The sequence below is a fragment of the Nocardia sp. NPDC003979 genome, assembly GCF_053605015.1.
Genome location: NZ_JBSGIJ010000005.1, coordinates 507,754 through 533,535, shown reverse-complemented (window position 1 = coordinate 533,535; position 25,782 = coordinate 507,754). Strand labels below are relative to the sequence as shown.

At 68.7% G+C, this 25,782-nt stretch carries 26 protein-coding genes; 11 read left to right on the top strand and 15 right to left on the bottom strand.

The annotated features are described in order from the left end of the window. Positions 1-291 precede the first annotated feature (291 nt). A complete protein-coding gene (locus ACWEVR_RS14715) occupies positions 292-2,829 on the bottom strand; it encodes a DNA translocase FtsK (protein WP_452467352.1) in 2,538 nt (845 codons plus the stop codon). A gap of 293 nt (positions 2,830-3,122) precedes the next feature. On the opposite strand from ACWEVR_RS14715, the gene ACWEVR_RS14710 reads away from it, so the two are divergent. Further along, complete coding sequence (locus tag ACWEVR_RS14710) at positions 3,123-3,506, top strand: DUF4189 domain-containing protein (protein ID WP_067492712.1); 384 nt, start codon at positions 3,123-3,125, stop codon at positions 3,504-3,506. A 34-nt stretch (positions 3,507-3,540) separates the two neighbouring features. After that, positions 3,541-4,089 carry a hypothetical protein gene (locus ACWEVR_RS14705; RefSeq protein ID WP_067636350.1) on the top strand — a complete coding sequence of 183 codons (549 nt, stop codon included), beginning with the start codon at positions 3,541-3,543 and terminating at the stop codon, positions 4,087-4,089. A 57-nt stretch (positions 4,090-4,146) separates the two neighbouring features. Here the strand turns inward: ACWEVR_RS14705 and ACWEVR_RS14700 are convergent, their stop codons facing one another. Beyond that, positions 4,147-6,219, bottom strand: coding sequence for a ribonuclease J (locus ACWEVR_RS14700; protein ID WP_452467351.1), 2,073 nt, complete (start codon positions 6,217-6,219; stop codon positions 4,147-4,149). Beyond that, complete coding sequence (dapA, locus tag ACWEVR_RS14695; RefSeq protein WP_067492706.1) at positions 6,216-7,124, bottom strand: 4-hydroxy-tetrahydrodipicolinate synthase; 909 nt, start codon at positions 7,122-7,124, stop codon at positions 6,216-6,218. Before dapA ends, ACWEVR_RS14700 begins: the two co-directional genes overlap by 4 nt. Before the next feature lie 114 nt (positions 7,125-7,238). On the opposite strand from dapA, the gene ACWEVR_RS14690 reads away from it, so the two are divergent. Further along, entirely contained in the window at positions 7,239-7,676 is a 438-nt protein-coding gene (locus tag ACWEVR_RS14690) for a hypothetical protein (RefSeq protein ID WP_067492704.1), read from the top strand. A gap of 11 nt (positions 7,677-7,687) precedes the next feature. Here ACWEVR_RS14690 and ACWEVR_RS14685 read toward each other — a convergent pair whose 3' ends face one another. The 8 genes from ACWEVR_RS14685 to ACWEVR_RS14650 form a co-directional block, all read right to left on the bottom strand. Further along, positions 7,688-8,887 (bottom strand): DNA glycosylase AlkZ-like family protein, encoded by a 1,200-nt coding sequence (locus ACWEVR_RS14685; protein ID WP_439261827.1) that lies wholly within the window; start codon positions 8,885-8,887, stop codon positions 7,688-7,690. 36 nt (positions 8,888-8,923) lie between these two features. After that, entirely contained in the window at positions 8,924-9,949 is a 1,026-nt protein-coding gene (locus ACWEVR_RS14680; protein ID WP_452467350.1) for a hypothetical protein, read from the bottom strand. Next, positions 9,942-11,156, bottom strand: a complete 1,215-nt coding sequence (locus ACWEVR_RS14675; RefSeq protein ID WP_452467349.1) for a sensor histidine kinase — start codon at positions 11,154-11,156, stop codon at positions 9,942-9,944. Before ACWEVR_RS14675 ends, ACWEVR_RS14680 begins: the two co-directional genes overlap by 8 nt. Continuing rightward, positions 11,153-11,845, bottom strand: a complete 693-nt coding sequence (locus tag ACWEVR_RS14670; RefSeq protein WP_067492691.1) for a response regulator transcription factor — start codon at positions 11,843-11,845, stop codon at positions 11,153-11,155. The genes ACWEVR_RS14675 and ACWEVR_RS14670 overlap by 4 nt, the downstream gene beginning before the upstream one ends. 86 nt (positions 11,846-11,931) lie before the next feature. Next, a complete protein-coding gene (locus ACWEVR_RS14665; RefSeq protein ID WP_452467348.1) occupies positions 11,932-12,384 on the bottom strand; it encodes a flavodoxin family protein in 453 nt (150 codons plus the stop codon). Between the two features lie 3 nt (positions 12,385-12,387). Continuing rightward, positions 12,388-12,888 carry a hypothetical protein gene (locus tag ACWEVR_RS14660; protein WP_452467347.1) on the bottom strand — a complete coding sequence of 167 codons (501 nt, stop codon included), beginning with the start codon at positions 12,886-12,888 and terminating at the stop codon, positions 12,388-12,390. Then, complete coding sequence (gene dapB, locus ACWEVR_RS14655; protein ID WP_452467346.1) at positions 12,885-13,631, bottom strand: 4-hydroxy-tetrahydrodipicolinate reductase; 747 nt, start codon at positions 13,629-13,631, stop codon at positions 12,885-12,887. Before dapB ends, ACWEVR_RS14660 begins: the two co-directional genes overlap by 4 nt. Before the next feature lie 70 nt (positions 13,632-13,701). Further along, complete coding sequence (locus ACWEVR_RS14650; RefSeq protein WP_452467345.1) at positions 13,702-14,808, bottom strand: zinc-binding dehydrogenase; 1,107 nt, start codon at positions 14,806-14,808, stop codon at positions 13,702-13,704. Between the two features lie 135 nt (positions 14,809-14,943). Here ACWEVR_RS14650 and ACWEVR_RS14645 point away from each other — a divergent pair, with 135 nt between their 5' ends. Then, positions 14,944-15,339 carry a VOC family protein gene (locus ACWEVR_RS14645; RefSeq protein WP_452467389.1) on the top strand — a complete coding sequence of 132 codons (396 nt, stop codon included), beginning with the start codon at positions 14,944-14,946 and terminating at the stop codon, positions 15,337-15,339. 49 nt (positions 15,340-15,388) lie between these two features. Here the strand turns inward: ACWEVR_RS14645 and ACWEVR_RS14640 are convergent, their stop codons facing one another. After that, on the bottom strand, positions 15,389-16,588 hold the full coding sequence (locus tag ACWEVR_RS14640) for an MFS transporter (RefSeq protein ID WP_452467344.1): 1,200 nt from the start codon (positions 16,586-16,588) through the stop codon (positions 15,389-15,391). Between the two features lie 92 nt (positions 16,589-16,680). Here ACWEVR_RS14640 and ACWEVR_RS14635 point away from each other — a divergent pair, with 92 nt between their 5' ends. Continuing rightward, positions 16,681-17,013, top strand: coding sequence for an ArsR/SmtB family transcription factor (locus ACWEVR_RS14635; protein WP_067492681.1), 333 nt, complete (start codon positions 16,681-16,683; stop codon positions 17,011-17,013). Between the two features lie 89 nt (positions 17,014-17,102). Here the strand turns inward: ACWEVR_RS14635 and ACWEVR_RS14630 are convergent, their stop codons facing one another. Together ACWEVR_RS14630 and ACWEVR_RS14625 are read right to left on the bottom strand one after the other, a co-directional pair. Then, on the bottom strand, positions 17,103-18,608 hold the full coding sequence (locus ACWEVR_RS14630; protein WP_452467343.1) for a tetratricopeptide repeat protein: 1,506 nt from the start codon (positions 18,606-18,608) through the stop codon (positions 17,103-17,105). A 165-nt stretch (positions 18,609-18,773) separates the two neighbouring features. Continuing rightward, on the bottom strand, positions 18,774-19,544 hold the full coding sequence (locus ACWEVR_RS14625) for a response regulator (protein ID WP_245655222.1): 771 nt from the start codon (positions 19,542-19,544) through the stop codon (positions 18,774-18,776). A gap of 104 nt (positions 19,545-19,648) precedes the next feature. Between ACWEVR_RS14625 and ACWEVR_RS14620 the strand changes: the two genes are divergently transcribed. From ACWEVR_RS14620 to ACWEVR_RS14605, 4 genes are all read left to right on the top strand, one after another. Then, positions 19,649-20,557, top strand: a complete 909-nt coding sequence (locus ACWEVR_RS14620) for an ATP-binding cassette domain-containing protein (protein WP_452467342.1) — start codon at positions 19,649-19,651, stop codon at positions 20,555-20,557. Beyond that, positions 20,554-21,360 carry a hypothetical protein gene (locus ACWEVR_RS14615; RefSeq protein WP_452467341.1) on the top strand — a complete coding sequence of 269 codons (807 nt, stop codon included), beginning with the start codon at positions 20,554-20,556 and terminating at the stop codon, positions 21,358-21,360. Before ACWEVR_RS14620 ends, ACWEVR_RS14615 begins: the two co-directional genes overlap by 4 nt. Before the next feature lies 1 nt (position 21,361). Then, complete coding sequence (locus ACWEVR_RS14610) at positions 21,362-22,354, top strand: TIGR03560 family F420-dependent LLM class oxidoreductase (RefSeq protein WP_452467340.1); 993 nt, start codon at positions 21,362-21,364, stop codon at positions 22,352-22,354. Positions 22,355-22,524: 170 nt separating this feature from the next. After that, positions 22,525-23,148, top strand: coding sequence for a PadR family transcriptional regulator (locus tag ACWEVR_RS14605; RefSeq protein ID WP_452467339.1), 624 nt, complete (start codon positions 22,525-22,527; stop codon positions 23,146-23,148). On the opposite strand, the gene fabD is transcribed toward ACWEVR_RS14605, so the two are convergent. Then, positions 23,067-24,041, bottom strand: coding sequence for an ACP S-malonyltransferase (gene fabD / locus ACWEVR_RS14600; RefSeq protein WP_452467338.1), 975 nt, complete (start codon positions 24,039-24,041; stop codon positions 23,067-23,069). The two genes, ACWEVR_RS14605 and fabD, sit on opposite strands and share 82 nt — an antisense overlap. Before the next feature lie 492 nt (positions 24,042-24,533). On the opposite strand from fabD, the gene ACWEVR_RS14595 reads away from it, so the two are divergent. Next, complete coding sequence (locus ACWEVR_RS14595) at positions 24,534-25,328, top strand: SDR family NAD(P)-dependent oxidoreductase (protein ID WP_067492668.1); 795 nt, start codon at positions 24,534-24,536, stop codon at positions 25,326-25,328. 53 nt (positions 25,329-25,381) lie between these two features. Further along, positions 25,382-25,780: an acyl carrier protein gene (locus ACWEVR_RS14590; protein WP_157104761.1), complete on the top strand. Its 399-nt coding sequence runs from the start codon at positions 25,382-25,384 to the stop codon at positions 25,778-25,780. The last annotated feature ends 2 nt before the right edge of the window (positions 25,781-25,782 follow it).

Genomic DNA, 25,782 nt, shown 5'->3' with positions numbered 1-25,782 from the left:
AGCCGAGCCGAAAACCCGTTTCGCCTCGTCACGGCCGCTGCTACCGTCGACACATCGACCACCCACCGGCACCGCGAGAGGAGTCAGCCGTGACCGCCGAGTACGACCATTTCGCCGCGATGCCACGGCTGTCCGAGGATGCCGCGCGACCGCAGCGCGTGTCGCGCGCGGGCATCGGCAGCTGACCCGAACCCGCCTCCGGCCGCTCCCCGCGATCGGCACCCCGCGCCCCGGTCCCTCCTCGTTCGTCGCCGCTCGCTGACGGCACGGTCAGAGCAAACCAGCAGTGCGCTATTCGCCGTCCCCGGAATCCGCCGGATCACCGCCACGGATCGACCACAGCAGACCATCGAGTTCGTCGGGCTTCACCAGCACGTCGCGTGCCTTGGAGCCCTCGCTCGGACCGACGACACCTCGGGTCTCCATGAGGTCCATCAGCCTGCCCGCCTTGGCGAAACCGACACGCAGTTTGCGCTGCAGCATGGAGGTGGAGCCGAACTGTGAGGTGACGACCAGTTCCACCGCCTGGAGCAACACGTCCATGTCGTCGCCGATATCGGGGTCGACATCCTTGGTCTCGCCCGCCTTGGCGGCGGTGACGCCCTCCTGGTACTCCGGTTCGGCCTGGGTCTTGCTGAACTCGACGACCGCCTGGATCTCCTCGTCGGAGATGAAAGCGCCCTGCAGACGGGTCGGCTTACCGGCGCCCATCGGCAGGAACAGGCCGTCGCCCATGCCGATCAGCTTCTCCGCGCCCGGCTGATCGAGGATGACGCGCGAGTCGGTGAGCGAGGAGGTGGCGAACGCCAGCCGTGAGGGCACATTGGTCTTGATCAGGCCGGTCACCACGTCGACCGAGGGCCGCTGGGTGGCCAGCACCAGGTGGATGCCCGCCGCACGCGCCTTCTGGGTGATCCGCACGATCGCGTCCTCGACGTCACGTGGGGCGGTCATCATCAGGTCGGCCAGCTCGTCGACGATGGCGAGGATGTACGGGTAGGGCCGGTAGACCCGTTCGCTGCCGAGCGGGGCGGTGATCTTGCCCGAGCGCACGTTCTTGTTGAAGTCGTCGATGTGGCGGACCTTGTTGGCCTGCATGTCCTGGTAGCGCTGTTCCATCTCCTCCACCAGCCAGGCCAGGGCGGCGGCGGCCTTCTTGGGCTGGGTGATGATGGGCGTGATCAGGTGCGGAATGCCCTCGTAGGGCGTGAGTTCCACCATCTTCGGGTCGATCAGGATCATCCTGACCTCTTCGGGAGTGGCCCGGTGCAGCAAGGAGATCAGCATCGAGTTGACGAAGCTGGACTTACCCGAACCGGTGGAACCCGCCACCAGCAGGTGCGGCATCTTGGCCAGGTTCGCCGAGACGAACTCGCCCTCGATGTTCTTGCCGAGGCCGATCACCAGCGGATGGTGGTCGTTGCGGGTGTGCGGCGACTTGAGCACGTCGGCCAGGCGGACCAGCTCGCGGTCGGCATTGGGCACCTCGATACCCACCGCCGACTTGCCCGGGATGGGTGCGAGCAGGCGCACGTTCTCCGTCGCCACGGCGTAGGCGAGGTTGCGGGCCAGTGCGGTGATCTTCTCGACCTTCACGCCGGGGCCGAGCTCCACCTCGTACCGGGTGACGGTCGGGCCGCGCACGAATCCGGTGACCGCGGCATCGATCTTGAACTGCACCAGGACCTCGGTGATCGCCTCGATCATCGATTCGTTGGCGGCCGAACGCTTCTTGGGCGGGTCACCGTCGAGCAGCAGGCTCAGCGGCGGCAGCGAGTAGTCGCCGTCGACCACACGGTCGGTGACGAACTCCGGTTCCGGTGGTGGCGGCGGCGTCTGGTCGACGGGTGCGGGAGCCGGGCGCTTGCGGGCCGGTTTCGGCGCGGGGGCGGGCGGCTCGTCGACGATGGGTTTGGCATCGCGCAGCGGCGGCTCCCCCAGCGACTCGGTGACCGCGTCGGATCCGGCGAAATCGTCGGCCGCCGAAGCGGCGCCACGACGGGACCGGTTGCGGTGCACCGGGAATCCGTCGGCGTCGTAGTTGGCCGGGTCGTAAGGGTCGCTGTCGTCGGCGTATTCGCCGAGGCCGAAGTATTCGCGCAGCCGCGACGGCACCTCGCGCACCGTGGTCCCCGTGAGCAACAGCACACCGAAGACCATGGCCAGCAACAGAATCGGCATCGCCAGCCACGGGGTGAGCCCCTGGCCGAGCGGGCCGCCGATGGCGTAGCCGAGCGCGCCCGCGGCACGCGAACGTCCGTGCGCGTCGGTGGGTGACCCCGCCGCCAGATGCCAGATGCCGAGCGCGGGCAGGATCACCAGCAGCCCGCCGAGGACCAGCCGTGGCCGGATCTCCGGATGCGGTTCGGTGCGCATCAGCACCACCGCGATCGCCACGAACAGCAGCGGCGCCACCGCGGCCGCCGACCCGGCGATCGCGCGCACGATGTCCTCGAGGAAACGCCCCACCGGGCCACCGGCCGACAACCACACCGCGGCGGCGATGATCACGCTCAACGCGATGAGCGCCAGTCCGATTCCGTCGCGACGATGCCCGTGCTCGAGTTCGCCCGCACGGCTCAGCGTGCGGGTGGTGGCGCCGAGGCCGCGCGCGAGCATCGTCCAGCCGCTGGTGACGCCCCGGCCGATGACGGCCAGCGGTGCGGTGTTCGAGGCGCGTTTGGCGGGTCTGCGGGCGGGAGTGGTTCGCCCACGCGCGGCCGACGACGCTCGCGGTGTCGTCGAACGAGACCGCGCCGACGGCGTCTGCCCCCTGCTCGATCCCGCCCGCGCACGAGAGGTCGTGGTGCTGCGGGACTTACCTGCCATGACGATCAGGCTAGCCGCTCGCACACCATCGAGACCATCCGCAACACTGGTCCCACGGGTGATGTGACCGCCGATACGCGCCGGACCCGCAGGTCGCGGGCCCGCCGGTCAACGCGCGGAAATCCCGGATCGAGGGCGTTTCGCGGCCCGTCGCTTACCGAATCCTTGCCGATTTCCAGCATTTCGGCCGATCTGGGCGGCCAGCGGTGGCGCGGGCAGCACACCGCTCGGTACTTTGACTGCGCTCTATCGGGTCGTCGACCCATGCGTATGAAGGGGAACAAGTGAAGAGAATGCTCACCAGCGCGGCCGTGCTTGGTGCCACCGTCGCGACCATGTTCGCGGGGCACATCGCACCGGCCCAGGCGCAGTCGGGCTACTACGGCGCCATCGCGGCGTCGGTCAAATCGGGGGTGTACGGGTACGCGACCGACTACGGCAGCTACGCCGACGCCGAAGCGGGTGCCATGGCCGCCTGCCGGCGCGGCGGTGGCGGCGGCGGTTGCGACGTGAAGGTCTCCTATCGAAACGGCTGCGGAGCCATCGCGATCTCGCGTGGCTGGTGGAGCTACGGCTCGGCCTCGACCATCGGTGGCGCCAAACGCGAAGCGCTGAACCGTAATCCGGGCAATGCCTCGATCAAGCACTGGAACTGCACCAGCGGTTACCAGCTCTAGCCCGACCGTTTCGACCACCATCATGGGAGTTGTAGTGAACAACCGACCGATCAAGACCGCCGCCGTCCTCGTCGCGCTCGTCGCGTCGCTGGGGCTGAGCGCGTGCGGTTCCTCGGACACCGAGTCGAGCAGCGCGGGCGCCACCACCACCGCGGCCGCCTTCGAGTCCGGTACGGCCAAGCAGGACAAGGAGGAAGGCGGCGACGTCGCCGAGACCACCCCGCCGAACCTGCCCAAGCCGACCGTCGAGGAACTCAACGCGCGGCTCACCAAGGCGATGAGCGGCCAGCTCACCGCCGACGAGAAGAAGACCTACATCGAGGACGCCGATCAGGACCCGATGCTGGTCGACAAGTTCGTCGACGCCGCGAAGAAGAACAACGTGAAGGTCTCCATCACCAATGTGGGTGAGCCCGCCGACGGCAAGCTCAAGGCCGACGCCGATGTCACCATCGACGGCCAGCCCGTGCAGGACGCCTTCATCGACTTCGTCGCCGAGGACGAGTCGTGGAAGGTGTCGCACACCTTCGCCTGCAACATCGTGAAGTCGGCCAAGCTCGACTCCGCGGCCTGCCAGGCCTGAGAAACGACGAAAACCGCCGGGCGACAACGTCACCCGGCGGTTTTCGTTTCCGTGAGGTCAGACGCCGATGACCGTCGGCACGATCATCGGGCGGCGACGGTAGGTGTCGGCGACCCAGCGGCCGACCACCCGGCGCACGCCCTGGGCGATGCGGTGGGTGTCGGTGATGCCCTCGCCCGCCAGGCGGAGCAGCTCCGCCTCGACCAGCTCGTTCGCGCCGTCGAGGGCGGTGGGGTCGTCGGAGAAGCCACGCCCGTTGATCTCGGGGGTGCTCACCGCCTTGCCGGTGGTGGCGTCGATGACGATGGCGATCGAGATGAAGCCACCCTCACCGAGGACCAGGCGGTCCGACAGCGTCGACTCGCCGACGTCACCGACGGAGAGTCCGTCGACGTAGACGTGCCCGACCGGGACCCGGCCGACGATGGAGGCGATGCCGTCGACCAGGTCGACCACGACGCCGTCCTCGGCGAGCACGACCCGCTCCTCCGGCACACCGGTGGCCACCGCGAGCGCGGCGTTGGCGCGCAGGTGACGCCATTCGCCGTGCACCGGCATCGCGTTGGTCGGGCGCACCGCGTTGTACAGGTACAGCAGCTCACCGGCCGAGGCGTGCCCGGAGACGTGCACCTTGGCGCTCTGCTGGGTGATGACGGTGGCGCCGAGCCGGGCCAGGCCGTTGACCACGGCGAACACCGAGTTCTCGTTGCCGGGGATCAGCGAGGACGCGAGCACGATCAGGTCGTCGGCGCGGATGTTGATCTGGCGGTGGTCGCCGCGGGCCATCCGCGCCAGCGCCGAGAGCGGTTCACCCTGGGAACCGGTCGAGATCAGCACCAGGCGGTTGCCGGGCAGGTTCGCCGCCTGATCCATTTCGACCACGACGTTGTCGGGCACCGACAGGTAGCCGAGATCCTGGGCGATCTGCATGTTGCGCACCATCGAGCGGCCGACGAAACACACCTTGCGGTTGTGCTTCTGGGCCACGTCGACCACCTGCTGGATGCGGTGCACGTGGCTGGCGAACGACGCGACGATCACCCGGTTGCGGGCCTTGCCGATCACATTGTCGAGCACTCCGCCGATCTCGCGTTCGGGCGTGACGAAGCCGGGGACCTCGGCGTTGGTCGAGTCGACCAGGAACAGGTCGACGCCCTCGTCGCCCAGGCGGGAGAAACCGGCGAGGTCGGTGAGGCGGCCGTCCAGGGGCAGCTGGTCGAGCTTGATGTCGCCGGTGTGCAGCACCACGCCCGCCGGGGTGCGGATGGCCACGGCCAGCGCGTCGGGGATGGAGTGGTTGACCGCGAAGTACTCGAGCTCGAACGGCCCGTGCACGGTGGTCTCGCCCTCGGCGACCTCGCGCAGCCGCGGCTGCAGGCGGTGCTCACGAGCCTTGGCCGCGACCAGGGCGAGGGTGAACTTGGCGCCGATCACCGGGATGTCGGGGCGCATGCGCAGCAGGAACGGCACCGCGCCGATGTGGTCCTCGTGACCGTGCGTGAGCACGATCGCCTCGATGTCGTCCATCCGGTCCTCGATGGGCCGGAAGTCGGGCAGGATCAGGTCCACGCCGGGCTGCTGGTCCTCGGGGAACAGCACACCGCAGTCGACGATCAGCAGCTTGCCGTTGTATTCGAAAACGGTCATGTTGCGGCCGATTTCGCCGATGCCGCCGAGCGCGAACACGCGCAGCCCGTTCTTGGGCAGCTTGGGCGGCAGTCCCAGTTTGTCCTGAGCCGCCTTCTCGCGCGGCTCGGCCTGCGCGTCACCGCGACCCCGGCCACCCTGCCTGCCCCGGCCACCGCCGCCACCGCGACGGTTCGGCTGCTGGGCGGCCTGTTCGGCGGGCTTGGCCTTGGCGCGACGCGACGCCGCCTTCTTCGCGGGGGCGCGGTCCTGCGCGATCTCGAGCGCCTCGGGAACCGACTCGGCCTCGGCCGTCAGTTCCGCCTCGGCGACGATCTCGGCGACCGGCTCGACCGCGGCGGGTGCGGCAGCGGGCTGCTCGGCCGCGGGCGGCGCGGCGACCGGCTGGGTCTCGCGCACGGTTTCGGCCGGGGTGGGTTCCGGCGCGCCCGCGGGACGCGACGCGGCCCGGCGGCGAGGCTTACGACCAGTGGGTTCGGTCACGCGGTCACCCCCGCGGCTTGCAGATCCAGCGCCAGCTCGTCGAGCTGAGCCGGCGTCGGCATCAGTTGGGGCAACCGTGGTTCACCCACGTCGATCCCGAGCAATTGCAGTCCTCCCTTACACATCGCCACACCTCCCAGGCGGGTCATGGCCGCGTACAGCGGCAGCAGTGTCGCGTTGAGCTCCCTGGCCCGAGCCACCTCACCGGCCGTGTAGGCCTGGTGGATCTCGCGCAGGCGTTCGGGCACCAGATGCCCGATCACACTGATGAATCCGACAGCACCCACCGAGAGCCAGGGCAGATTGAGCCCGTCGTCACCGGAGTAGAACGCCAGTCCGGTGCTCGAGATGAGATCGGCACCGGAGACGAGGTCGCCCTTGGCGTCCTTCACGGCGACGATGTTCGGATGCTCGGACAGATATCGGATCGTGTCGATGGCGATCGGCACCACCGACCGCGGTGGAATGTCGTAGAGCGTCACCGGCAGCGACGTGGCGTCGGCGACCGCGGTGAAGTGCGCGATCAGCCCCTCCTGCGTCGGCCGGGAGTAATAGGGGGTCACCACGAGCAGACCGTGCGCGCCCGCGTTCTCGGCAGCGCGCGAGAGCTCGATGGAGTGCGCGGTGTCGTAGGTTCCGGCACCGGCCATGATGGTGGCGCGGTCGCCGACGGCGTCGACGACGGCACGCAGCAGGTCGACCTTCTCCGATTCGGTGGTGGTCGGCGACTCGCCGGTGGTGCCCGAGACGACGAGCAGATCGACGCCGCGATCGACCAGGCGAGCGGCGAGTGCCACCCCGGCGTCCACGTCGAGCTTGCCCGCAGCGCTGAAGGGGGTCACCATCGCGACACCTACCGTGCCGGATGCGTGCAGCTCCGTGGGCGTCGATTCACCGTTCGTCATGGTCAGAAAGGCTACCCGGTCGGCTCGAGAGCCTCGACACCCTAGCGGCCGAAGTCGCGGCCGGTAGGGGTCGCCTTCCTTGCGTGATGTCATATGTGACGTCATGCTGATGTCATGGATCTGAACGCTCACACCGCGCGGCTGCGCGAGGAACTGCTCGCCGCCGCGGCTCTCGGCGACGAGAAAACGCAGGCCACCGCCGCCGCACTGGCCGCAGCGGTGGAGAGCTCGCACCGGCTGGTGCTGCTGTCGGCACTGTCGGAACTGGCCGCCGAGATCAGCACCGAGCTCGGTGACCGCACCGTGCACGTGCGTCTCGACGGCACCGACGTCGTGGCCGACGTGCGCAAGAACACGTCCGGCGACGACGCCGAACCCCCGACCTTCGAGGAGATGACCGGTGACATCAGCCGCGTCACGCTGCGTCTGGTCGAACAGCTCAAGTCCCGCGCCGAGGAAGCCGCCCAGCAGAACGGGCAGTCACTGAACTCGTGGCTCTCGGGTGCGGTCACCGGCGCGTTGCGCGATCAGATGCGCGGACAGAAGTGGTGACGCGCACCCGGTCATAACAGCGGGGCCAGGTCGCCGCGTTCGCCGATCACCACCTCGTCGAGTTCGAGCCAGTCCGCCATCTCCCGGAGCGCGCCGCGCAGCGCGTGGGCGGTCTCGGCGGTGGCGTGGCCGGGCTCGGCGAACGCGGCGGGCGCGAGCAGCCGCCCCGTCGCGCGTTCGGCGCGCAGGTCTACCCGGCCGACGAGCTTGCCGTCGAGCAGGAACGGGAAGACGTAATACCCGTGCACCCGTTGGGGTTCGGGGGTGTAGATCTCGATGCGGTAGTGGAAGTCGAAGATCCGCTGCGTGCGCGGCCGGAAGAAGATGAGCGGGTCGAACGGGCACAGCAGGGCCGCACCCGTGATCCGGCGCGGGATGCTCGCCTCCGGGTGCAGGTAGGCCGGTGCGTCCCAGCCGTCGACATCGACGGGCACGAGTTCGCCCGCGTCGACGAGTTCGGCGATGGCCGGGGCGCTCTGGCGCCGGTGTAGCCGGTAGTAGTCGCGCAGGTCGGGTTCGGTGGCGATGCCGAGCGCCCGGCTCGCGCGACGAACCAGTTCCCGAACCGCGTCGGCTTCGGCGATCTCGCGCTCGCGGATGTCGGCGGGGACGACGCGCTCGGTGAGGTCGTAGTGGCGGGTGAACCCGACCCGGCGCGCGGTGGACAGCTCGCCCGCGGCGAACAGTTGTTCGCAGATCAGTTTGGTGTCGCTGAGGTTCCACCAGGTGCCCTTGGGGCGCGGCTTGTCGAGTTCGAGGTGCCGTTCGATCTCCCGGGCGCTGGCCGCACCGACCTCGGTGACCACGTCGAGGATGTCCTTGCCGAGCGTCGGGTTGCGTTCGGCCGCCTTGCGCATGCCCGCCCACCGGCCGTGTTCGTATTCGGCCATGCGCCACCGCATCAGCGGCCAGTCGGCGACCGGGATGAGCGCGGCCTCGTGTGCCCAGTACTCGACGAGGCCGCGCCTGGCGCGTGGGCTGTCGCTCCAGGCGGCGCCGTCGAGCAGGGTGCGATCGTAGGGGCCGATCCGGCTGAACACCGGCGCGTAGTGGGCGCGCACCACCGCCGAGACCGAATCCAGTTGCAGCAGGCGGGTTCTGGCCACCACATCGAGAATCGCCCGCCGTTTGGGGTTGGCCGGGCGGCGTTTGCCGAAACCCTGGGCGGCCAGCGCGATCCGCCGGGCCGCCGCCGCATTCATCCGCTGCATGCCACCACCCTGGCACAGGGGTACGACAGGTTCGGGTCAGGTGGAAACCCGCACGTCACCGGCGGTATCGATCTCGGTGCGCCGGTCACCGTCGGGTCCGGTGGCCAGCACCGTCGCCACCCAGCGCCTGCCGATAGGCAGCACCCGCACGGTCACGGTGCCCGCCCGGGCCGCGTCCAGTGCCTCGACGGCGGCCTCGATCACGTTGCGCCGCACCCATTCCGGGACACCACGGAAGCCACCGTCGTCGAGCAGTGTCACCTCCACGCCGCGCGCCCGCGCCCCCCGTGCGGCGGCGCTCAGCCGTTCGGTGACCAGTTCGGGGGCGCGCAATCCGTCGCGCAGTTCGGCTTCCAGCAATCTGCACTGTTCGCGTTCGTCGTCGGTGAGTTCGCGGCCTTCGGCGATGCGGGTCAGGATCGGGCCGGCCACCTGATCGAGCCGGACCAGCTGACGGTCCCGCTCGGCGGTCGCCGCGTGCAGGGCCGCCTCGGTGGCGGCGCGCAGATTCGCCTGCGATCCCAGCTCGCGCAGTGAGCGCTGGGTGGGCCGCACGATGGCCATGAACACCGTCACCGCGCCGACGGTCGCGATCGGGGTGAGCGCGCGCACCACGGTTTCCGCGTGCCAGTCGGTGAAGACCCCGAGTGTCATGAGCACCGAGGCGGCCGCGGCCACGCCGAGCCAGGCCGCACCGACCCGCCCGCGCAGGACGAGCATGGCCAGCAGGTACGAAGTGGGATAGGCCGTCCACAGCTGATTGGAGAAGCCCGAAGGGTTCTGCACCCACGGCACGGTGAGCGCCATCGCCATCGGTCCGGCGGCCGCGACGAACACCGTGGGCGGCCAGGGCAGCGGATCCATCGGGAACACCAGCACCACCAGCGCGGCCGCCGCCATCAGCAGCAGCGCGGCCGTGGCGGGCAGCAGTGGGGCGATGCCGAAGTTCACCCGCAGGTGCATCACGATGGTCGCTTCGAAGATGACGACGAACAGCCAGGCGGTTCCGTCGCTGAGGCCGAACAGGTCACGCATCCCGAAGGGCAGGTCGCGTTCAGCCATCGCTGGCCCACACCAGGGTGACCACGGTGCCCGCGCCGGGCGAGGACTCGACGAACGCCGCGCCGCCCGCGAGGGTGCGCATACGGCCGAGGATGCTGCCGGTGATGCCCATCCGGTCGGCCGGGACGCGGGCTGGGTCGAAGCCGACGCCGTCGTCGGTGAGCACGACCCGGATGCCACCGGTCGCGATCGTCACCGACAAGCCACGCCGGACGATGCGACCGGGTGTACCCGCATGGCGCAAGCTGTTGCGCACCGCCTCCATGAGTGCCGCGCCGAGTACCCGCGCCGATTCCACCGGCAGCCGCAGGTCGGCACCGCGTGAGGAAACCTGAACGGGCAGTTCGGGATCCACTTCGCGCACCGCGTCGCGCAGGAACTCGACCGTGGCGGCGGCGTCGAAGTGGTCGATCTCGGGGGCGTTGCGCGACTGTTCGAGCTGTTCGAGGGTGCGCGCGGCCTGGCGGCGCAGCACCGGCGTCGACCCGGCACTGCGTGAGGCCTCCAGCAGAGTCGACAGCACCGCGTCGTGGATGAGTGCGGCGAAGCGGGCGCCTTCGCGTTCGCGGGCGGTGGTCGCCGCGACCGTCGCGGCACGCACCCGCTGCCGGATGGCCTCCCGGTCGACGCGTTCGGCGGCGGCCCGCGCGTACACCACGCACCAGAGGAACAGCGCGGCCACACCGAGCGCCCGGGTGATGTCACCGACCAGCGTCCACATCGAACTGCCCGGGATCACCAGCACATTCGATATCGCGGCCACCGTCGCCAGCAGCGCCACGAAGACCGCAGCCACCCGCCGTGGCCATGCCAGACCGGCCGCCAGCGCACCGACGGCCAGTCCCCGGTAGGGCCAGGACGCGAACGAGCCGATGTAGGTCACCGAGTACAGCAGCGGCGTCACCGCCGCTGCCGCGAGATAGACCACCGCGGCGGCCCCGGCCGCACGCCGGATGGCGCGCACCGGGCCGCGCGCCGACACGATCGCCAGCACCGCGAACAGCACATAGGCCGACACGAGGTGGATCTCGGGCCAGCGGGCGAGGTAGACCGGTTGCACCAGCACCGCCGGCAATTCGAGCATCATCACGATCAGCGCACCGATCCCGATGACCACTCCGAGCCTGCGCAGGATCTGATCGGTCGCCGCGTGCGACAGGTCGATCTCGGCGACAGGTGCGGGCGCGGCGGCGACCGCGGTGCTCACGTGCGCTGCTGCCTCTCCGGCACGGGCAGCCACCCGTCCTCGACGGCCCGTTTGTACAGGTCGGTCTTGGTGGGCGCGGGCCTGCCCGCGTCGGCGTATTTCTGCCGGATGCGGCCGAGGTAGTCGTTGACGGTCTGCTCCGACAGCCCCGTCAGGCGGGCCACACGCGAGGCCTTCTCGCCCGAGGCGTAGAGCATGAGCACTTCCTCCTGGCGCGGGCTCAGACCCACGTCGGACAGCTGCGGGTCGCCGTCGATGGCGGCGGCCCAGTCGGTGGTGACCACCTGTTCGCCGGAGGCGGCGCGGCGCACGGCATCGACCACGGTGGCCGCGCCCTCGGATTTGCGCAGCACGCCGAGCACGCCCGCCTTGGCGGCCGAGCGGACGAGGAAGGCGTTGTCGGCGCCGGTGAACACCAGCACCTCGATGCCGCGCTCGCGCAGCGCGGTGACGTTGTCCTCGGGGCTCGATCCGTCGGGCAGGCGCAGGTCGAGCACCACCAGGTCCAGGTCGTCGGCGTCGGCGAGCAAGCCCGCGACGGTCTCGGCGGTGGCGACCAGTTCCAGGTCGGGTTCGGGGCCGAGCATGGCGGCCAACCCGATCGCCACCGATTCGTGGTCCTCGACCAACCCGATCCGTCGCACCGTCTGCACCTCGGTCACCGACCACTCCCCATCTCGAACACCCATCCGCGGCCAGCCCGCAACACGTCGGGTCGAGTTCTACCGTATCGCCGACGCGGACGTCAGCCACCAGAATTCGGGGCGAACCCCGCTCACCCCATCAGACCTGCGGCGACGGTGGCCCCGAGCTCCCAGCAACGCTCCAGTTCGGCCTTGCCCGGCGGCCCCGACACCACCACCGGCGCGGCCGCGCGCGTCCACCCGAGCCCGGTGGTGATCCGCTCGACGCTCGCCTCGGCGCCCTCGGTGCCCTCGTTGCCGTGCAGGTACAGCCCGTAGGGACGACCGCGCGTGGAGTCCAGGCACGGGTAGTAGATGGTGTCGAAGGCGTGCTTGAGGGCGCCGCTCATGTAGCCGAGGTTGGCCGGGGTGCCGAGCAGGTAGCCGTCGGCCTCCAGCACGTCGACGGCGGTGACGGCCAGCGCGGCTCGGCGCACCACTTCCACGCCCTCGATCTCCGGGTCGGTGGCACCGGACAGGACCGATTCGAACATCGCCTGCGTGTGCGGCGAGGGGGTGTGGTGGACGATCAGCAACCGGGCCATGAGCTACTTTCCGTCGCGTTCCAGTTTCTCCAGTGCCACCGCGCGGCGCATGGTTTCGCGGGCACGGGTGCGGTCACCGGCGTAGTCGTAGGCGCGGGCCAGACGGTAGGAACTGCGCCAGTTGTCCGGATCGGCCTCCCATTCGGCCTTGATCTCGGCGAACAGGGCATCGGCCGCGTCACGCTCGATGCGGCCGGACGGGCGGCGCGCCAGGTGCGAGGTGTCGACCTCGCGGCCCTCCTCGTGGATGCGCCGGGCCAGGCGCTGATGATCGAGGGCCGCCTGCAAGGTGGTCCACACGATCCACACGCCGACGATCGGCAGCAAAAGCATGCCGATGCCGATGGCGATGCCCGCCGGCTTGCCGTCGGCGATGTAGGCGATGGCAAGCCCACCGAGGCGGACGAAGTAGAACGCCAGCGCCAGCACCAGGAAGGCAACGAGCGCAACGGTTTTCACGACCTGACGGTTCGGCTCGGCCTGGGTCACCGGATCGGCGCTCACAAGCCGAGGAACGGGTCGAGCCCGACGGTCAGGCCCGGCCGTCCGGCGATCTCACGAACCCCGAGCAGCACACCGGGGGCGAAGGAGCTGCGGTCGATGGAGTCGTGACGGATGGTCAGCGTCTCGCCCTGGGTGCCGAAGAGCACCTCCTGGTGGGCCACGAGCCCGGCCAGGCGCACCGAGTGCACGCGTACACCGTCGACATCGGCGCCGCGCGCACCCTCGAGTTCGGCGGTCGTCGCGTCGGGACTGCGCCCGACCCCGGCTTCGTCGCGGGCGGCGGCGATGAGCGCGGCGGTGCGGTAGGCGGTGCCCGAGGGCGCGTCGGCCTTGTTCGGGTGGTGCAGTTCGATGACCTCGACCGACTCGAAGAACCGCGCCGCCTGCTCGGCGAACCGCATCGACAGCACCGCCCCGATGGCGAAGTTCGGCGCGATCAGCACACCGACCTCGGGACGCTGCGCCAACCAGCCGCGCACCTCGGCCAACCGCGACTCGTCGAAGCCGGTGGTACCGACCACGGCGTGGATGCCGTTCTCGATCAGGAACTTCAGGTTGCCCATCACCACATCGGGGTGGGTGAAGTCGACGACGACCTGGGTGCCGGTCTCGGTGAACGCCTCCAGCGCGTCACCCTTGTCGACCTGGGCCACCAGCTCCAGATCGGCCGCCGCCTCCGCCGCCGCGCAGATGGCCTGCCCGACCTTGCCGCGTGCTCCGAGCACTCCGACCCGAATGGTCACCGCATCTCCTCGTCGTCGTTTCCGCTTGTCCGCAAGCCTATCGAGCAGGCACCGGCCGGGGACGCCGAGGTCAGCCGAAAACGATCACCTGCCGCAGCGCGGCGCCCGCGGCGAGTTCGTCCATGGCCTCGTTCACCGCGTCGAGTCCGATGCGCGCCGATACGAGCCGTTCCAGCGGCAGTTTCCCGGCGCGCCACATCCGCACGTATTCGGGGATGTCGCGGGCGGGCACGGCCGAGCCGAGGTAGCTGCCGATGATGGTTCGGCCCTGGGCGACCAGTGCGAGCGGGGAGATCGTGGCGGTGGCATCGGGTGCGGGCAGGCCGACCGTCACGGTGACACCACCGGGAGCCGTCGCGGCGACGGCTGTTTCGAAGGCACGGACATTGCCCGCCGCCTCGATCACCACGTCGGCGTTCACCCCCTTGTCGACGATCTCGGCGGGCGTGAAGGCGGCGGTAGCGCCGAATTCTCTGGCCAGCGCCAGCTTTTCGGGCACGGTGTCGACGGCGATCACCTCGCCCAGCCCGAGCGACACCGCGACCAGCACCGCTGCCATCCCGACACCACCGAGCCCGACCACCATGATCCGGTCTCCCGCATCGGGTTTCGCGGCGTTGAGCAGCGCGCCGCCGCCGGTGAGGACCGCGCAGCCCAGGACCGCGGCCACCTCCGGTGGTACGTCGTCGTCGACCGGGACCACCGACCGCCGATCCACAACAGCGTGCGTGGCGAACCCGGATACCCCCAGGTGGTGGTGCACATCCTCGCCGTCGCGACGCAGCCGCCGCCCACCACCGAGCAGCTCACCCGCGTTGTTGGCCACACTGCCGGGCCCGCAGGGTGTGCGGCCGTTGCTGGCACAGCCCGCGCAGTCGCCGCAGCGGGGTAGGAACGTCATCACCACGCGCTGCCCCACCGTCACATCGTCGACACCGGCGCCGATCGCTTCGACGATGCCCGCCGCCTCGTGGCCGAGCAGCATCGGCACCGGGCGCACCCGGTTGCCGTCGACCACCGACAGGTCCGAATGGCACAACCCGGCCGCCTCGATCCGCACCAGCAACTCGCCGTCACCCGGCTCGGCCAGCTCCAGTTCGCACACGGTGATCGGCCGCGACTGCGCGAACGGCGCCGGATCGGCGACACGTTCGAGAACGGCTCCACGAATCCTCATGGCGCGAACCTACCGCGCCATCGGCATTGCCGGACCCGGGATTCGGCGTTAATCTCGTTCCCGGTGACGGTGCTCCTGTCGGCCGCCTTGTACCGAGCCCAGGGTCGGCGCCGTCACGAACCAAGGAGAAATCCCCTGTCAATACAGTTCAATCACACCATTGTCGGATGTCGGGACAATAGGGAAACCGCCGAATTCTGGGCGGACATCCTCGGGTTGGACATAGGAAAAGAGTGGGGTCCGTTCATTCCCATCCCGCTCGACAACGGTGTCACGTTCGATTTCGCGAAGGTGCCGCCGTTCGTTTCCGAGATCCAGCCGCAGCACTACGCGTTCCTGGTCTCCGAAGCCGAGTTCGACGCGGCCTATGCCAAGATCCAGCGCTACAAGCTGGACCATTGGGCCGATCCGCAGCAGCACGGCGTCAACGAGATCAATCACAACGACGGGGGCCGAGGCGTGTACTTCCTCGACCCCAACGGCCATTTCCTGGAACTGATCACCGTTCCCTACGGAGGCTGGCCCGTATAAAGCCGCGACCCCGTCCGGCCGCTTCACACCGGCCGGACGGGGTGCGTCCTCAAACCCTCGCTCGGCTACCGCGCACACCGAGCAGTGCGGCGAGCACACAGGCCACGGCGACGATTGCGATGAACCACGGGAATACCGTCGCGATTCCCCAGGTGGTCGCCGCCCAGCCCGCCGCGAGCGTCGGCAGAGCCATTGCCGAATAGGCGAGCAGGTAATAGGCCGACATCGTTTCTCCGCGCCGATGCGGCGGCACCACTTCCGACAGATGGCGCAGCGAACCACCGAAGCCGAGCCCGAACGTCGCGCCGAGCACCAGCCCCGCGATCAGCACGGCAGCCGGTTGCCTGGTGGCCAGCGCCGGAATCGTGGCCAGCAACGCGGCGGCCATCCCGAGGTCACCGATGATCGCGGCCTTGCGCGCCGGAATGCGGGTGGCGAACAGTTGCGCGAGCGCACCGGCCAGGGCGGTCGAGGCCACCACCGCCCCACCGAACACCAGGTTGTGCACGCCGGTTTTCGCGGCTGCCAGCGACGGATACAGCGACAGCAGCACACCGAGCACCGACCAGGCGGCCATGACTCCGATCGCGGAGAACCAGAAATCCGCCCTGATCTCCTGGGGAACAGCGGGTTTGGCGATCGTGATGCGACCCTTCACGCGCGCGACGTGCGGTTCGCGCAACGCGAGGATCCCGGCCGCGGCGGCCAGGCAGATCACGGCGATCACCACGTACGGCGTGCGCAGCGGCGACGGCGCGTACTGGGCGAGCACAGCGGTGCCGAGCACCGCGATCGCGATGCCCACATTGAACGCCACCCCGCTGAGCTGACCGGACCGCGCGCCCCGCTCGGGTCGCAGATCCAGCAGCGCGGCGGCACCCGCCACCACGGTCGCCCCGACCGCCGCGCCGTGCAGGGCTCGCGCCAGCAGCAGCATCGGCACCGAGTCGGCGAGCAGGAAGGCCAGCAGCCCGAGGATCATGGTGGCGAACGCGCCGACGATCACCGGCTTGCGCCCGACCACGTCGGAGACGCGACCCGACACCAGCACCGCGCCGAGCGCGGCCACCGCGTACACGGCGAAGACCATCGTCGTGGTGAACGGCGACAGGTGCCATTCGGTTTCGTAGATTCCGTACAGCGGGGCGGGCGCCCCGGAGACACCGAGTGCCACACCGGTGGCGGCGAGGACCAGCCCGTAGGCCCACCGCTGACCGGTTTCGGTCGGCACCATCGTTGTCGCTGCCATCGCAGCCCCCATCAGGTGAGTTTGATAACCATCGAACGAACCCGACCCTACGCCGGGTATGATGACTATCAAACCCGGGAGTGAGGTAGATCATGACGCAGGCTAAAGATCTCCCCGCGGCGCCCACCCTGCCCGTGGCGGAGTTGCCCGCCGTACTCGGCGCGCTGCACGATCCCGTGCGCCTGGAAATGGTGCGCCGCCTGAGCAACGCGGGCGGCCCGCTGCGCTGCTCGGCGCTCTACGACGCGATCAACAAGTCCACCGCGACACACCACTTCAAGATCCTGCGCGAAGCGGGTCTCATCGAGCGCCTCACCCTGGACGGCCAGACCTATCAGCGCCTGCGCACCGAAGATGTCGAATCGGCGGTCCCCGGATTGCTCCCCGCGGTTGTCGCCGCCGCCAACAGCGCTGCCGACGACTGACGAGCATCAGTCTGCCCTCGCGCCTAACGGTCACTGGGCGCCGGAGCCGACACCTGCTGCCGCGCGGCCCCGCGGGCCGGTTGCCGCTGTCACCGGGTCGGGGTCATGGCCGGTACCCCCGTGACAGTCGGTGGTACGACGAGAGTCGGAACCCGCAGGGTCGGGATCGTCGGGAACTCGCGCGGTGAGATCGTCGGTGGTGCGGGCACATTCACGAACTCACGCCCGCGCATCTCACCGTCGACGATCTCGCCGCCACCCCACCACACAGCCGTACCCGCCCCGGCCAGCAGGGCGCACACGATCGCCGCGATCACGGGCAGCCTGCGGTATCCCGCCCGATCGCGCCAGATCCCGATTCCGGCTTCCAGGACGAGGGTGAACGACACCGCACCGACCACGGCGAGAAACGCACCGAATACGGCAGGCTGACGCGCGAATCCGCGTGCGAGACCGGCGACGACGACCAGCGGCACCACACAGACGCCGAGCACCATGATCTGCATGGCCGCGAAGTCGAAGCCGTCTTCGGGATCGGGGTCGTCGCGGCCCGGCCGCAACCACGCCGCGTACAGCAGCAGATGCGCGAGCGCGGCCCCGAGCGCGCCGAGCACCAGCAGCCAGCTCCCGATCCGGATGAGTGCCACGTACTCCGACCGCATCACCACCGCGCCGAGTACGACACCGAACGCCGAACCGACCACCACGAGCAGCGCGAACACCACGCGCGGGCGCAATACGCGAGTCCGCAGATACCCGGGTGGCAGTTGTTTGCGCAACTTGTGGGACACGCCGAACCAGGCGAGCGGAATCGCCGCCAACAGCACCGGCGACACGATTCGGAGCAGTATCGTCGGCGCCCACATCGCCACGGCCGCGTAGCAACCCGCGAAGAACCACACCCACGCGGCGAGTCGCATCAGCGCTCGCCAGTGCACTTCGGCGAGCAACCGTTTGGCTTTGCGGTCGGTCGGCGCCTGCGCGAGGACACCGCGCAGCGTCGCCACCGCCGACTGCCTGCCGCCTTCGACGCCGCCGAACTCGCGCTGCGCCTGCATGCGGAGCAGGTCTGTGTGGGTCGGGTCGAGCTGGAGTCCCGCGCCGACATGGCGCCGGATCCCGTCGAAGTCGCCGAGACGCTGGTAGATCTCGGCGGCGGAGCAGTGCACACCGGCGTCGTCGGGCGCGAGTTCGACGGCCTCGCCGACGAGCACGGCGGCCCGGCCGCTGTCGCCCGCCGGCCCGAACGCGATCATCCACGCCGCGAGCAACAGCGACGCGGGTTCGTGGGGCAACAACCGCAGGACGGTCTCGCTGTGCTCGCGCGCCCGCCCCCACTCCCCCAGCATCGCCGCGCACGTGGCGGCCAGCATCTGCGCTTCGGGCAGTTCCGGGTCGGCACCGATGGCGCGCCCCGCCCACCGCAACGCCTCTTGTGGATCGTCGAGCGCGAAGGCCGTGTTTCCCAGCGCCACAAGCAATTCCGGGTCGTCCGGCGCCTGCGCCAGCACGGCCCCCAGAATCCCCCGAGCCTCTTCGGCCCGCCCGATCTCCAAAGCCATCCGCGCCCGCTCGAGCGCCGCCTGCACCGGCACGGCTCTTCCCCTCCCCTGGATTCCTCCGGCGCACATTACCGCCGTCGCGGTATCCAGGACGACCTGCCTGCCGATCAAAACTCAGGTCAGGACGCCGAGAACACCCGACGCTTTCGCAGTACGAACGAAGACGCCTCGTTGGGGACAAGCCGCACAACACCGGGATTACAACGGACTGACCAACCGAGTCTCGTAGGCGTAGATCGCCGCTTGGGTCCGGTCGCGCAATTGCAGTTTGTCCAGTATCCGGCCGACATGGGTTTTCACCGTCTGCTCGGAAATCACCATCTCCCCGGCGATCTCGGCATTCGACAAGCCCCGCGCGATGAGTACCAGCACCTCGGTCTCCCGCGCGGTGAGCCCCGCCGCCTTCTCCGCCGACCGCACCGCCTGCCCCTGCCGGGCGAACTCGGACAGCAGGCGCCTGGTGACCGAGGGGGCGAGCAGTGCCTCACCGGTGGCGACCACGCGCACCGCCTCACCGAGCGAACGGGCCGAGGACTCCTTCAGCAGGAACCCCGAGGCGCCCGCGCGCAGCGCCGAGTACACGTAGGCGTCGAGGTCGAAGGTGGTCAGCACGATCACCTTGGCCGGCCCGGCGGCGGTGATGCGACGGGTGGCCTCGATTCCATCGCACACCGGCATCCGCACATCCATCAGCACCACATCGGGGGCCAGCCGCTCGGTCTCGCGCACCGCCTGCTCACCGTCGGCGACCTGGCCGACGACGTCGATATCCGGCTGGGAGTCCAGCAACACGCTCAAGCCCTCACGCACCAGCTCCTGGTCGTCGGCGATCAGCACCCGGATATTCGCCTTCGCCGCATCGTGCGCCTGATAGTGATTGTCCGACAACGGAATTCGCCCCTCTGTGCGGACGGCGCGGTAGGCGCCGAACCGATCCGAACCACCCTGCGACATCAGCGTAATCGCCACCGCGCGAACGCACCGGGCAGCGCCGCATCCCTCTCGAGGACTACCCGCGCAGTTGGCTCCCGGGATGGATGTGGCCGAAATGCCTGCTCAATACGCTCGAAAGCATGATCCAAGCACGTAACTTGACCAAGTTCTACGGCAGGACTCGCGCCGTCGACAACCTGAGCTTCACCGTCGAACCAGGTCGGGTCACGGGGTTCCTCGGCCCCAACGGTTCGGGCAAGTCGACCGCGATGCGCTGCATACTCGGGCTCGACACTCCCACCTCCGGTACGGCGACGGTGCTCGGCCAGGACTATCGCGACCTACGATTCCCGCTGCACACCGTCGGCGCCCTGCTGGATGCGAGCGATGTGCTCGGATCACGCACCGCCGCTTATCATCTGGCCTTTCTCGCGGCGAGCAACGGCATCCCACGCACGCGGGTCGACGAGGTGCTCGAGCGGGTCGGGCTCGCCGACGTGGCCGGGATGCGGGTGAAGGGTTTCTCGCTCGGCATGCGCCAGCGCCTCGGCGTGGCCGCCGCCCTGCTCGGCGACCCCGCCGTACTGATCCTCGACGAACCCGTCAACGGTTTGGACACCGAGGGCATCCGCTGGATTCGCCAGACCCTGCGGGCCATGGCCGACGAGGGCCGCACGGTGCTGCTGTCGAGCCACATGATGAGCGAGACCGAACTGGTCGCCGATCACCTGCTGGTGATCAGCCGCGGCAAGATCGTCGCCGACGAGCCGACCGCCGACTTCGTCGCCAATGCCGAACCACGGGTACGGGTGCGCGGGGACGAGCTGACCCGGCTGGCCGCCGTGCTCGGCGACCGCATCGAGATCCGGGGCGACACCGGCACCGTGCGCGGGGTGACCGCACGCGAGATCTGGCGCCTCGCGGCCGCCCACGACATCGTCCTCGACGAGCTGACGCCGGTCACCGCGACGGTCGAAGAGGTCTTCACCCGGCTGGTCTCCGGTCGGCACACCTTCCAGGACAGCGAAACACTGCAGGAGTCGGCATGAGTACCACGATCGTGACCAGCACCACCGCCACCCCGAACCGCTCGGCGCCGCCCTGGGAGGTGATGCGGTACCAGGTGATCTCGGAGTTGATCAAGATCCGGTCGTCGAGGGCGCTGTTCCTGCTGCCCATCCTGGCGTTGCTGATCGGCCCGGTGTCGGCGGCACTGGTCGGCCTGTCCGACAGCCTGGAGACCACCGACACCGTGATCGGCGGCGCCTTCACCGCCATGACCCTGCCCATCGCCCTCATCGGCGCCTGGGGTGCGCTGGTCACCTCCACCGAGTACACCTCGGGAACCATCCGTTCGGTCCTGGCGGCGACGCCGCAACGCGATGTCGTGTTCGGGGCGAAGATGCTCACCGCCACCGCGGTGAGCACGACCCTTGGCATCGCGGCCACCACACTCACCTACCTGGTCGGCGTCTTCGCCATCGACAGCTCGAAATACGCCGCGGGTGACGCGTTCCCGGGATTGCTCGGCATCGTCTGCGTCTTCCCGGCGGTGGCCCTGTTCGGGGCGGCGCTCGGCATCCTGATGCGCAGCTCGGCCGGGGCGGTCGCCGCTGCCGCCGCGCACGTGGTGCTGCCCGAGGCTGCGTCGGCGACGGCGTTCGGCGAGCTGCACAAGCTGGCGACCCTGCAGGCACCGAGCGCCGTGGTCGGCAAGCTCTCCCAAAGTGCCGACGCCTCGGCCGAACTCATCGGCGCGCTCGGCGGCTGGCCCCGGCTGGCGATCGTGACAACCGTGACACTCGGGGTGTCGGCCCTCGCCCGCCGCGCCCTGCTCCGAAGGGATGTCTGACATGTCCGTACCCACCGGCCGGGGCATTGTCCGCCTCGGTTTCCAGATGCCCGACTTCAATTTCGGCGCACCGGTCGACGAACTGTTCCCCGCCGTCGTCGCGCAGGCGCAGGCGGCGGAGCAGGCCGGATTCGACACCCTGTTTTTGACCGACCACTTCTATCAGCGCTTCGGCCCACCGAACGGCCCGACGCTCGAGGCCTACACCACGCTGGGCGCGATCGCCGCCGTCACCGAGACCATCCGGCTCTCCACCATGGTCACCGGCAACACCTACCGCAATCCGGCGCTGCTCGCCAAGATCGTCACCACCCTCGACGTGATCAGCCGGGGCCGGGCGATGCTCGGTATCGGCGCGGGCTGGTTCGAACTCGAACACCTCGCCTACGGTTACGAATTCGGCACCTTCACCGACCGGTTCACCAAGCTGGACGAGGCACTGCAGATCATCGCACCGATGTTCCGCGGACAACGCCCGAGCTTCGAGGGCACCTGGTATCGCGTCGCGAACGTCATCAACGAACCACGCATGCGCGACGACGTGCCGATCATGCTCGGCGGTGCGGGCGAGAAGAAGACCTTCGCCCTGGCTGCGCGGCACGCCGACCATCTCAGCATCGGCTGCGAGACCGACGAGCTGCCGCGCAAGATGGCCGCCCTCGACCAGCGCTGCGCCGAGGCCGGGCGCGACCGGTCGACCCTCGACGTCAGCTACCTCGCCTTCGTCGTGATGGACGAAAACGCCGACCGCGCCGAACAGCTCATCGACGACATGTTCGCCGCACGCGTGGGCGAACGGGCGAAGGTCGAGCGGGTACGTGCCTCGATGGCGGGCAAGTTGTTCGTCGGAACGCCGAAGCAGGTCGCCGAGCAGATCTCCGACCGCGTCCTCGTCCACGGCGTCGACGGCCTCATCATCAATATGGTCGCCAACGGCCACCATCCCGGCGTTCTCGAGATGGCAGGCGAGGCACTGAAACCGCTGGTCGCCTGAGCCTTCGTCCGCCGTGTGACGCTGTCGTCGCACGGCGGACGACTGCGAGCAGCCTTTGACAGCCCATAGTCCGAAACGTATAGTGCGGATCGCGATATCCGGTTCAAATAATGAAACATTCCTGTTTCTCAACCAGGATGTTGTCACCCGATACCAGAGGAGTGAGCTGCTTGGCCGACCGGAAGCTCAGCCCGACGTCCTATCTGGTCCTCAGCTTGGTCGCCCGCACCGGACCCTGCACTCCGTTCGACATCAAGAAGCAGGTCGATCGCTCGATCGGATTCTTCTGGTCGTTCCCCCATTCCCAGATCTACGCCGAACCGGAACGCCTCGTCGAAGAGGGGCTGCTGTCCGGCTATCAGGAGACCACCGGTCGCCGCCGCCGGATCTACACCATCACCGACGCGGGCCGCACCGAACTCGAGGACTGGCTCACCACCGGGCAGGACAAGCGCACGCACGAACTGCGCGACAGCGGATTGCTCAAGCTGTACTTCGGCAGCTTGTCCTCCCCCGACGACGTGGTCGAGGTCGCCGCCGGGGAGAAGCAGGCGCATCAGAAACGGCTCGATCGCTATCTGGCCGCCCATGATTCACTCTCCGGCGATCCGGCCAGCGATTCCCACGAGCTGCTCGTACTCGAGTTCGGCATCCGCTACGAAGCTCTGTCCGTCGAGTTCTGGGGCGAGATCGAACAGCGCAGGGCGGCGGTTCAGCCCACGGCTTCGACCGGGAACACACCGCCCACCTCGTCGGCCACGGCGCGGATGCGCCGCCGGTCCCCCGCGGAATAGCTCGCCACCTCGGGGTACGCGCGTTTGCACAATCCCGTGAGCACCCGTCCCGGGCCGACCTCGACGAACGCCTCGACACCGAATTCCCTGACAACGCGCAGACTCTGACTCCAGCGCACCGATCCGGCGAGCTGTGCCCGTAGCCCCGCACGCGCCTGCTCCCCCGTATACACCCGCGCCGCAGTGACATTCGCGACGAGCGGGATCACCGGATCAGCGAACCGAACGCCTGCGAGATCGGCCGCGAACTCCGCCTCGACCGGGGCCATCATCGAGCTGTGGAAGGGCGCACCGACCGCGAGGCGCTTCACCTTCGCCCCCTCGACGCCGAGTCGCGTTGCCCTGGTGGTGAACTCGGTCACACCGGCCTCACTGCCCGACACCACGGTCTGGTCCTCGGCGTTGTAGTTCGCGACCTCGACGACAGTCCCGGTCTGCTCGCGCACTTCGGCGCAGAGGCGCTCGACCGTGTCACTCGACAGCCCGAGAGCGGCCGCCATCGCACCGGGATTCGATTCGTTGACCCGTGCCATGAGTTCGCCACGCCGCCGGACCAGGCGCAACGCGTCGGTCCACTCGAGCACGCCCGCCGCGACCAGGGCGATGTACTCGCCGAGGCTGTGGCCGGCGACGACCGTCGGCGCGGGAACGAGTTCGGCCAGCACCCGATAGGCGGCCAGGCTGGCGACGAAGATCGCGGGCTGGGTGATGTCGGTGCGTGCGAGCCGGTCCTCCGGCCCGTTCCAGCACAGCTGGGACAGCTCGAAGCCGAGCACCTCGTCGGCGGTCCGGAACAGCGGTGCGACCAGGTCTGGGTAGGCCTGGGCGAGGTCGTGCCCCATCCCGACTCGTTGCGAACCCTGGCCGGGAAACAGGAAAGCGGTGGATGTCATGCGTTTCTTCCCCTGAATATAGAACGGGTATCAACCTGGACAGGTGTCAAAAACAATCTGCCGGTACGGATACACGGAATTCCGCTCGACGACGAGCGTCGTTGCTCGATTCTGCTCGTAGGTAGTCCAGAGTTCAAGACTTGCCCTTGCTGGTATACCGCGAAGGATATGTCGCCCGAATCTCCGACCGGTCGGTTTCAGCAATCGGCTCACGTCGTGATGAATTCAGCGTTAACGCCAGATCTATTCCGTCTTTCCCACGCGAAGATCAGCCTCTCGCGGCCCATGGAATTACTAGCTAGCGCGCTGCAACAGCACATGCTAAGAGCCCTTCCAGTCAGTAATAGCGTACAGCTATTATGGCGCAAATCACATCTACGCCGGTTGCACCAGGGGTTTAACTGCCGGATCATCGGTTTCGGAAAGTGTGGATGAGATCGTCCGAACCGGACCATCGCACGCTTTTCATGCTGACCCCTGGGGAGGTACTTGATGTCAGCAATTCACACCGGCCGGGTCGCACTGGTGACCGGCGGATCAGGTGGAATCGGGCGGGCGGTTTGTCATCGTCTCGCCGCGGAAGGCGCCATTGTCGCCGTGAACTACTTTCGCGGGGAGCAGGCCGCCAAGGAAGTGGTCACCGAAATCGAGAACAACGGCGGAAAGGCCGTTGCCATTCAGGGAGATATCTCCTCCTACAGCGCTGCCGAGTCGGTTGTCGAGCAGGTTCTGGAATTCGCCGGGAAACTCGATATCCTCGTCAACAATTCAGGTATCACGCGCAACGAATTGATCATGAAAATGTCGGAGAGCGATTGGCTCGAGGTCATGCGGGTCAACTTCGGCGGCGTGTTCAACGGCACGCGGGCAGCCTGCGGCGCACTCGCCCAGAGCGACGGCGCGGCCATCGTCAACATCTCCTCGGTGATGGGCGAACGCGCCTGGTTCGGTGCGTCCAGCTACGCGGCGTCCAAGGCGGCGATCAACTCCTTCACCCGGGCATCGGCGCTCGAGTTCGCCCGCTTCGGCATCCGGGTCAACGCGGTGCTGCCCGGCTTCGTGGAGACCGAGATGATCGCCGACGTTCTCAGTGGTGACGGTGGCGACTCCGTCATCGGGCAAGTGCCCATTTCGGGTGCGACCACCGTCGACGAGGTGGCCGACCTGGTCTCCTACCTCGCCGCGCCCGGCAACCGGCATCTGTCCGGCGCGCTCGTCCCGGTCGACGGCATGGTCGCCGGGACGCTACTGACCGGCAAACCGCTCAAGAAGACCGCGCGCCGCTAGCCGGCACCCCCGCTCCACCCCGATCCGACCACTTCCAGATGGAGGAAACCAGCATGTCCGAAATCAGCGTTATCGATACCGTCCGCGAAATCGTCGCCGAGGCAGTCGCTTTGGACATCGACGAGGTCGAAGCCGATGCCACCCTGTTCGGTGAGGTCGGCGCCGAGTCGATCGATCTGCTCGACATTCTTTTCCGAATCGAACGCCGCCTCGGCGTCAAGATCACGACCACCCAGCTGAGCGAGCGAATCCAGGGCGGCATCCCGGACGAGCAATTCGGCACCGACGACGGAATGGTCTCCGACCTCGGCCTCGAGCAGTTGCACAAGGTGATGCCCCAGATCGACCCGGCCGAACTCAGCGGCAAGCTCGGCGCCGAGGACGTGATGGGTCTGTTCACCGTGCGCAATCTCGCGGACATGGTGTCCAAACACACCGTCGCGGCGAGTTGACC

Coding starts and splice junctions, on each gene's coding strand:
- ACWEVR_RS14595 (WP_067492668.1), top strand. CDS start 24,534: ATGTCAGCAATTCACACCGGCCGGGTCGCACTGGTGACCGGCGGATCA.
- fabD (WP_452467338.1), bottom strand. CDS start 24,041: ATGACATCCACCGCTTTCCTGTTTCCCGGCCAGGGTTCGCAACGAGTC.
- ACWEVR_RS14650 (WP_452467345.1), bottom strand. CDS start 14,808: ATGAGGATTCGTGGAGCCGTTCTCGAACGTGTCGCCGATCCGGCGCCG.
- ACWEVR_RS14665 (WP_452467348.1), bottom strand. CDS start 12,384: ATGGCCCGGTTGCTGATCGTCCACCACACCCCCTCGCCGCACACGCAG.
- ACWEVR_RS14710 (WP_067492712.1), top strand. CDS start 3,123: ATGCTCACCAGCGCGGCCGTGCTTGGTGCCACCGTCGCGACCATGTTC.
- ACWEVR_RS14715 (WP_452467352.1), bottom strand. CDS start 2,829: ATGGCAGGTAAGTCCCGCAGCACCACGACCTCTCGTGCGCGGGCGGGA.
- ACWEVR_RS14620 (WP_452467342.1), top strand. CDS start 19,649: ATGATCCAAGCACGTAACTTGACCAAGTTCTACGGCAGGACTCGCGCC.
- ACWEVR_RS14615 (WP_452467341.1), top strand. CDS start 20,554: ATGAGTACCACGATCGTGACCAGCACCACCGCCACCCCGAACCGCTCG.
- ACWEVR_RS14635 (WP_067492681.1), top strand. CDS start 16,681: ATGACGCAGGCTAAAGATCTCCCCGCGGCGCCCACCCTGCCCGTGGCG.
- dapA (WP_067492706.1), bottom strand. CDS start 7,124: ATGACGAACGGTGAATCGACGCCCACGGAGCTGCACGCATCCGGCACG.
- ACWEVR_RS14680 (WP_452467350.1), bottom strand. CDS start 9,949: ATGGCTGAACGCGACCTGCCCTTCGGGATGCGTGACCTGTTCGGCCTC.
- ACWEVR_RS14685 (WP_439261827.1), bottom strand. CDS start 8,887: ATGCAGCGGATGAATGCGGCGGCGGCCCGGCGGATCGCGCTGGCCGCC.
- ACWEVR_RS14690 (WP_067492704.1), top strand. CDS start 7,239: ATGGATCTGAACGCTCACACCGCGCGGCTGCGCGAGGAACTGCTCGCC.
- ACWEVR_RS14670 (WP_067492691.1), bottom strand. CDS start 11,845: ATGGGTGTTCGAGATGGGGAGTGGTCGGTGACCGAGGTGCAGACGGTG.
- ACWEVR_RS14590 (WP_157104761.1), top strand. CDS start 25,382: ATGTCCGAAATCAGCGTTATCGATACCGTCCGCGAAATCGTCGCCGAG.
- ACWEVR_RS14610 (WP_452467340.1), top strand. CDS start 21,362: ATGTCCGTACCCACCGGCCGGGGCATTGTCCGCCTCGGTTTCCAGATG.
- ACWEVR_RS14640 (WP_452467344.1), bottom strand. CDS start 16,588: ATGGCAGCGACAACGATGGTGCCGACCGAAACCGGTCAGCGGTGGGCC.